The sequence below is a fragment of the Sulfuricurvum sp. RIFOXYD12_FULL_44_77 genome (assembly GCF_001830725.1).
Lineage (GTDB): Bacteria > Campylobacterota > Campylobacteria > Campylobacterales > Sulfurimonadaceae > Sulfuricurvum > Sulfuricurvum kujiense_A.
This window is the reverse complement of record NZ_MIBU01000143.1, coordinates 1-6,930: the sequence shown is the minus strand read 5'-3', so window position 1 is coordinate 6,930 and position 6,930 is coordinate 1. Positions and strand designations below refer to the sequence as shown.

General features: G+C 44.7%; 8 protein-coding genes. 1 reads left to right on the top strand and 7 read right to left on the bottom strand.

Annotated features, from left to right (window positions below):
• A partial coding sequence (locus A2517_RS06060) for an inorganic phosphate transporter (protein ID WP_294895142.1) occupies positions 1-1,380 on the top strand: 1,380 nt, incomplete at its 5' end.
• A gap of 9 nt (positions 1,381-1,389) precedes the next feature.
• Here the strand turns inward: A2517_RS06060 and A2517_RS06055 are convergent.
• The 7 genes from A2517_RS06055 to A2517_RS06025 form a co-directional block, all read right to left on the bottom strand.
• Positions 1,390-1,959 (bottom strand): class I SAM-dependent methyltransferase, encoded by a 570-nt coding sequence (locus A2517_RS06055; RefSeq protein ID WP_294895140.1) that lies wholly within the window; start codon positions 1,957-1,959, stop codon positions 1,390-1,392.
• Between the two features lie 17 nt (positions 1,960-1,976).
• Positions 1,977-2,828, bottom strand: coding sequence for a flagellar motor protein MotB (motB, locus tag A2517_RS06050; RefSeq protein WP_294895138.1), 852 nt, complete (start codon positions 2,826-2,828; stop codon positions 1,977-1,979).
• Between the two features lie 11 nt (positions 2,829-2,839).
• Complete coding sequence (motA, locus tag A2517_RS06045) at positions 2,840-3,613, bottom strand: flagellar motor stator protein MotA (RefSeq protein WP_294895136.1); 774 nt, start codon at positions 3,611-3,613, stop codon at positions 2,840-2,842.
• A 96-nt stretch (positions 3,614-3,709) separates the two neighbouring features.
• The gene (locus A2517_RS06040) at positions 3,710-4,861 is read right to left on the bottom strand and encodes a cation:proton antiporter (protein ID WP_294895134.1); all 1,152 of its coding nucleotides are present in this window, start codon (positions 4,859-4,861) and stop codon (positions 3,710-3,712) included.
• Positions 4,858-5,997, bottom strand: coding sequence for a dihydropteroate synthase (folP, locus tag A2517_RS06035; protein WP_294895132.1), 1,140 nt, complete (start codon positions 5,995-5,997; stop codon positions 4,858-4,860). Before folP ends, A2517_RS06040 begins: the two co-directional genes overlap by 4 nt.
• Positions 5,987-6,610 (bottom strand): DNA polymerase III subunit delta', encoded by a 624-nt coding sequence (locus A2517_RS06030; RefSeq protein ID WP_294895130.1) that lies wholly within the window; start codon positions 6,608-6,610, stop codon positions 5,987-5,989. Before A2517_RS06030 ends, folP begins: the two co-directional genes overlap by 11 nt.
• Positions 6,597-6,930: HobA family DNA replication regulator (locus A2517_RS06025; RefSeq protein ID WP_294895128.1), on the bottom strand; the 334-nt coding region annotated here is incomplete at its 5' end. The genes A2517_RS06030 and A2517_RS06025, both read right to left, overlap by 14 nt.

Below are 6,930 nucleotides of genomic sequence, written 5' to 3'. Positions count from 1 at the left end.
TTTGTATTAGCTACCCTCTTTGGGGTATTTATGGCATTCAATATCGGCGGTAACGATGTCGCCAATTCATTCGGTACCAGTGTAGGGGCCAAAACCCTCACGGTTAAACAAGCACTTATGATTGCCGCAATCTTCGAACTCGGCGGAGCTATGCTCGCAGGTGCTGAAGTGACCAACACCATCCGAAAAGGGATCGTTGATGTCTCAGCGATGGATTTTGATCCGATGCTCCTTGTGTTTGTTATGATGGGTTCACTCCTCTCAGCAGGTACATGGCTTTTGTACGCCACGTTCAAAGGGTATCCCGTCTCCACTACCCACTCAATCGTTGGAGGGGTTCTAGGGGGTTCAATCGCTCTTGGATACGCGACGATGGAAGTGGGAGAATCGGTTTTTGCCCTTGTTCATTGGGATCAGATGCTTAAAATCGCAATCAGCTGGGTCGTTTCACCGATTCTAGGGGGGATGGCATCATATGGAATTTATTGGTATTTGAAGAAATTTATTCTCGATTATAACGACAATGTCCAAGCCCATATTGATGAGATCAAAGTCAAAGTAACTGCGCTGAAAGCCTCTTACAATGAAGCGGTTGCAACCGCTGAAGAGAAAGGACGTTTTGAAGAGCAAATGCATGAGTTAAACCGTCTCAAGAAAAAACAAAACGCTTTCTATGCCCTTCGTACCCATGCGCCGATTGTTGCGGCGTTCGGTACGGCGATGATCGCGGGGATGCTCTTGTTTAAAGGTCTTAAACATGCTAATTTGGGTCTTAACGATGCACAAATCTATATGTTACTCGCCGTTCTATCTACCCTTATGTACGGTGTTGTCTACGCGATTATCAAAGTGATGCACAAAGACACTCCCCACAAAGCAACATTACGTATTTTTAGTATGCTCCAAGTCCTTACGGCATCCTCCTTTGCATTCAGCCATGGGGCAAATGATATCGCGAACGCTATCGGGCCGTTTGCCGCTATCATTGATATTTTGGCTACGGGTCAAATTAATACAGAATCCCCTGTCCCTTTTATCGCCATGGCAACGTTTGGAATCGCGTTAGTAGCAGGCTTATGGTTTATCGGAAAAGAGGTTATAGCAACCGTAGGAAGCCGTATTACTGAAATCTTTCCGGTAACCGGCTTTGCAGCGGAGCTTGGTGCGACTTTGGTTATCTTGTTAGCAACCGTCCTAGGGATTCCCGTCTCATCAACCCATATCCTCGTCGGTGCGGTCATAGGGATCGGTATGCTCAACCGCGATGCAAACTGGAAACTAATGAAACCGATCGCTATGGCGTGGGTTATCACGCTTCCTGCTGCGGCAGGTATGGCAGCCCTCTTCTTCTTCGCCCTAAAAGTGACATTCGGCTATTAAGCCGAAGGATCACTTATAAAATGCCGCCGTACAGTCATTTTCGTAATAGTGGCGGCGGAAAACCACCCGCGCACCCAACCTCTCTCCTAAATATTTTATATCCGATTCTTGCAGGTAATTAAAAGTGTTTGACTCTTTATTTCCTTCTAAAAAGTTAAACACCAACCCCCGTGATGAAGCGCGGTAGCACCTCTCTATAAAGCGATAGGCAGCGTTGCGGGTTAAAATATTGAGGGCACCGCTGCAAAGATAAAACTCACCATGAGGAAGAGGATCGATGAGAATATCACACCGATTGATACGCGCTCCTGTTCGTCGTGAGGCCTCCTGAACCATAATCTCTAAGGAATCAAGCCCTGTATAGTCAATACTATTGCGCTGAGAGCGTATATAGCTGAATAAATCAGCGAAACCGCATCCTGCGTCAACAACGGAGAGTGCATCAAGCGGTAAAAGGGATAGTAGTTGAAAAAAACGGATCTCTTGCGACTCACGTGAGTTCCAGCGGAGTCCTTCCGGTGTAAAGCCGTATTTAACGATGCCCGAATGATAAAAGTGTTCGTTATCGATTCGGTTCATCTTATACCGTCAAAAGTTTATTTTTGAAGTTTACTCAAAGCATCCAAAATATTATTTTGTTTCGCTTGATCGAGCGGTGTATCATTGGAGACAAACATATAAAATTCAACCCGTCTATTTTTAGCACGATTCTCTTCGCTTGTGTTCTCTGCAACCGGTTTGGCCGAACCGAATCCCGCCGTTGATAGACGCTCAGGCGCAACACCGTTACGAATCAATTCTCGCATGACCGTTTCGGCTCTTTGGCTTGAGAGTTCAATATTGTCTCTATACTGTGTCCCTCTAGGGAGAGGTTGATTATCGGTATATCCGCGTACAGAAATATCAACGGTAGGAGGCAATGTATTAATAATATCGGTGACACGTCTGAGAAACAGATGTATCTCTTCATTATCAATCGTCGCATTTGCCCCTTTAAATGGGATAGAGGTAGGGAGTTTTAACAATACGCCATCCATACTCTGATCAAGCGGACCCGCGCCCATCGATGCACTTTTCAAATCTTGCTGAATTTTTTGAATCGCTTCGGACATCGCTTGACTTGCCGGAACCGGAGGCGAACCTACCAACAGTGATCCGCCATCCGCTACTGGTGCTTGTCCTGCGGGATTGGCAGTGGCATCAGGGGTCGGTTTTGTCTCACTGACCATATCAACAACCGGAGTAACCGCTTCAGGAACGGGTGCGTAATCGTAAATTTTTACAAACTCTTCTTTTACGGCCCGTATTTTTTCAGTGTTAACCGATGCAATAGCAAAAAGGGCAATAAAAAGTGCTAATAGGAGACTGAAAAAGTCGGCGGTCGGAACTGCCCATTTCTCACCCGCTTCACATTCAGGGCACTTTTTACACTTGTGTTTTTTTGCCATCTAGTCGCTCATCAATTAAATTGGCTATGTTTCTCTTCCGCAGGGGAAAGAAAATTCAACAATTTTGCTTCAAGAGTACGCGGATTATCTCCATGAACGATACCGACAATCCCCTCTAGCATCAGCTTTTGTTCTTTAACGATATGGTGCGATTTTGCAATCATCTTTCTTCCCCATGGCCCAAGAAGAACGTAGGAAGAGAAAATACCTGTAACGGTCGCGGTAAATGCCCCTGCAATACCTTTTGCCATTTCTGCCGGATTATCAAGTTTTTGAAGTGCCAGAATCAGACCCAAAACGGCTCCGATAAGACCCATAACGGGTGATGTTTCCCCCGCGAGAAGCCAGTAATGCCCACAACCGTGATAGTACGTTTCCGTCTCTTCGATAACCAGTTCCATCGTCTCTACAATCGTATCGACTTCGTTGCCATCAACCGCCATACTAAGTCCCTGCTTGAGAAACTCATTATCCAATTGAGCCACTTTTGCTTCTAACGACAACAGACCGTCGCGTCGCGCCATTGTGGATAACTCAATAATTTGTTTGATTCTCGCATGCAAATCGACAGAGCTCTTTTTAAAAACGATAGGGCCGAGATTTTTAAAGGCACCCTTTACGTATTCAACATCCGTAGCGACCGCTGCTGCAGACATTGCCGTAGGGAAAATAACGATCAAAGAAGCTAAGTGAATAATATGGAGCGGATTTCCTCCATCTAAAAGATCCCCTGTTGAAATAGACGCGATTGCCCCTACTATCCCTAAAATTACCGTTAAATCCACGTGACTCCTTCTCGCTTAGGGTACATCCTTGATATTACCATGGCACTAATTGCTTGATTGTATCTTGTTTTTACTGAAAATTAGGGGTAATTAGCTCTATTTTTTGTTAAAAAAAGTATATAAAACTTTAATCAAGAGCATTAGAAAAATTCCACTCCCCATGCTGGCGACAATAAATGCGTAATACTCATCATGGGTAATGGCATTTGCACTGTATCCCAACGTTGCAATGGCAACAGTAAAGGTAAGTGGCATCGAATCACTAAGCGAAAACAAAATGGTGTTTTTCAGTCCCAAATATCCCCCATAGGCAACAAACGAACTAATTAAGCGTATGCCGATAATAGCACTGGCAATAAAAAAGGCAAGCTGGAGGATTTTCATATCGGTAAACGCTTCCAATGCGAGGGTTGATCCGACGTGAATAAAGAAAATAGGGACTAAAAAGCCAAATCCGAAGGAGGAGAGTTTTTCAGGCAACTCGGTTTTATGTTTAAAATAGGTCGCAATTAACACTCCTGCCAAAAATGCTCCCAAAACAACATCAATTTTAAGATAGAGCATCATCGCAATCATAATAAACATCAACGCCATCGAAAAGCGGACATCCTGATCTTTACCGTCATCATGAGGCATGATAAGTGTTTTAAGTCCTGGATACCACCAAAATAGAACTCGCATTCCTCTAAAAAAGAGGACAAACCCGATCAAAAATAAAAAGAGCCCTCCGAGAGTGAACGCAAATTCTCTATTGTATCCGTATTCCAATCCTCCGCTGAGAATCGTCAATGCCATAATACTGACAAGCTCGCCGATGATACCGATGTTAAGTGCAAGCGCTAACCATGGCTCATTTTTTCCATACTCTTTGACCAATGCCATCAGCATTCCCAATGAAAAAATAGGGAACGCTACCAGATAGACTGAACTGAGATCAAAATAGATAAAGAGTGCAAAAGAACACGTATATAGCATCGCAAAATAGACAATAGTTCGACGGAGTAAAGAAGATTTTGCAAAGCCGAATTCTTTGAGATTGACCTCCATCCCCGCCAAAAACATCAGGTATAAAAATCCAACCTTGGCTATGATTTTAAAGAGTTCGTTTTCAACCAAGAATCCGAAATAGCCCGCAAGACTCCCAAGGAGAATTTCGACGACCACCACCGGAATTTTAGTCACACGAGATAAAAATGGAGAGAGCAAGACCAACAGGGAGAGGGTAATAATGACAACCGTATTGCTCATGTTCTAAGTGCTTTCCATACTTTTATCGCCTGTACATGCTCTTTCACATCGTGGGCACGAATAATCGTAGCCCCCTCCTCTATTGCTTTAAGATGAATTGCCAACGTTCCTGCCAAGCGCTCATCACTCTCTGAGGGAGAAATGGCATTGATCATCGATTTGCGGCTTGCCCCGACCATCAGTTTTTTACCTAAACGTAAAAAATGGCTTTGATGGGCTATTAAGAGACAATTCTCTTCTGTGCGTTTCCCGAAACCGATCCCGCAATCTAGAATCATATCTTTGATCCCGAAACTCTCCCCTTTTTCGATCCGCTGACGAAAGAACGCCTCTACCTCGCTGATAACCGAAGAATAACTCGGATTTTCCTGCATAGTCGCAGGTGTCCCTTGCATATGCATAATCACAGCCGTTGCGCCGTAACTGCCGCAGAGCCGTGCGACCTCATCGTTTGCCAACCCCGTAATGTCATTGATGATATGAAATCCTCTCTCAAGGGCATAATGGATGACGCTGGGTTCATAACTGTCTAGACTTAGTTTTGTCTTCTCATAGAGGCGCTGTTCATACAACGTATCAATGATAGGTGCGACGCGTGAAAGTTCCTCGTCGGCACTGACCGCCACACTTCCCGGACGGCTTGATACGCCCCCTATGTCGATAATGTCGGCACCCTCCGCAATCATCGTCTCTATTCTCTTTATCGCATGAGAGCCTTGAAATCGGCTGGCATGATAAAAACTATCATCATTTGCGTTGAGAATACCCATCACTGAGACAGTGTCATCACGTTTAAGACGGCAAAAACTCTCCAACTCGATCGAGAGTTGTTTCAGTCCAAACGGCTGGGCTTTCTCTTTTTTCACCAACGCTTGCAGTTGTCGCTCCGTTGCGATCAACACTACATCAACACGGGGAATCGATGCAGTAACCGTCCCTCTAGGAACCGCTAAATCGGCACCGATACTAAGGGCATCTTGTTTGAGTATATTGGCGGCGCCCACGTGCAGATCACGAATACGGATCAGATGCAACTGAGCTTTATCTTCCAAAATAGAGATACCGCCCCCATCGACACCGAGAGATTTCAGTTCACGGTGCAAATCAATGGTATTGGAGAGTTTTTCAACGACCACGCTTAACCTCTTTGAGAAAATTCATCAACACCATAACCAAAACACTCTGAAATCGGCTGTTAAGTTCGATCAGTCGCAGGGCTTTCTCAAATCCTTCGAGTTGTGGTGTGGTAAGGGAAAGTTTTTCCACATGGAGTGCCTGATACATCAACTGCTCAATCAATCCTTTTGCCTCATGCTTTTTGAGACGGTCATGCTCTTTTACAAACGTAAACAGCCCCGAGAGATCAAGATTTTTCAAACTTACAGGAAGTGTTTCATGGCTGAGTGGATGATGTTCTTGCGTGAGACTGAGACGTGAGCGAACGGTAGGGAGAAAGGTGCTTTTGTTGGGGGCGAGAAGGATAAAAACAATATTTCGTGGAGGTTCTTCGAGAATTTTAAGGAGAGCATTTTGTGCCGGAACCGTGAAGCTTTTGGCTCCGAGAATCAGTGTTTTCGTATTCTCTTCACTTTTATACGCTTCAGAAATGACCTCTTTGGCATCTTCAATTTTAAAATCATCCCGAATAAAAGTAACACAGCGAAGCGGCCGCCTAGACTCTTCTAGCTCACGTGCACGTTCCTCCACCTGAGCGGTGATGAGAATTCCCCCTCTCTCATTCGCGAACATTAATCTCCCCAAACAACACTGCACTGAGTGTTTTATCAAACAGACGGTAGAGCTGTAGCAATTTAATATCGATGAGAGGGTCGTGAGAGCGAAGCACTAAGGCATTTTGAAACCGCTCATCCATAATCCATAACAAAGAGGTGGCATTACGTTTCGCGATATCGGCACGGCGATCATCTCCCCGCCCGACATACCAAAACAAATAATCTCCCTTAAAAGCAATATCAAGCATATCAATGAGCATATCAATCGACTCTCCGCCGCTGATATACTCATAATGGGGATAAAGAGAGTCGATACAGACGATAGGGATCATCGGA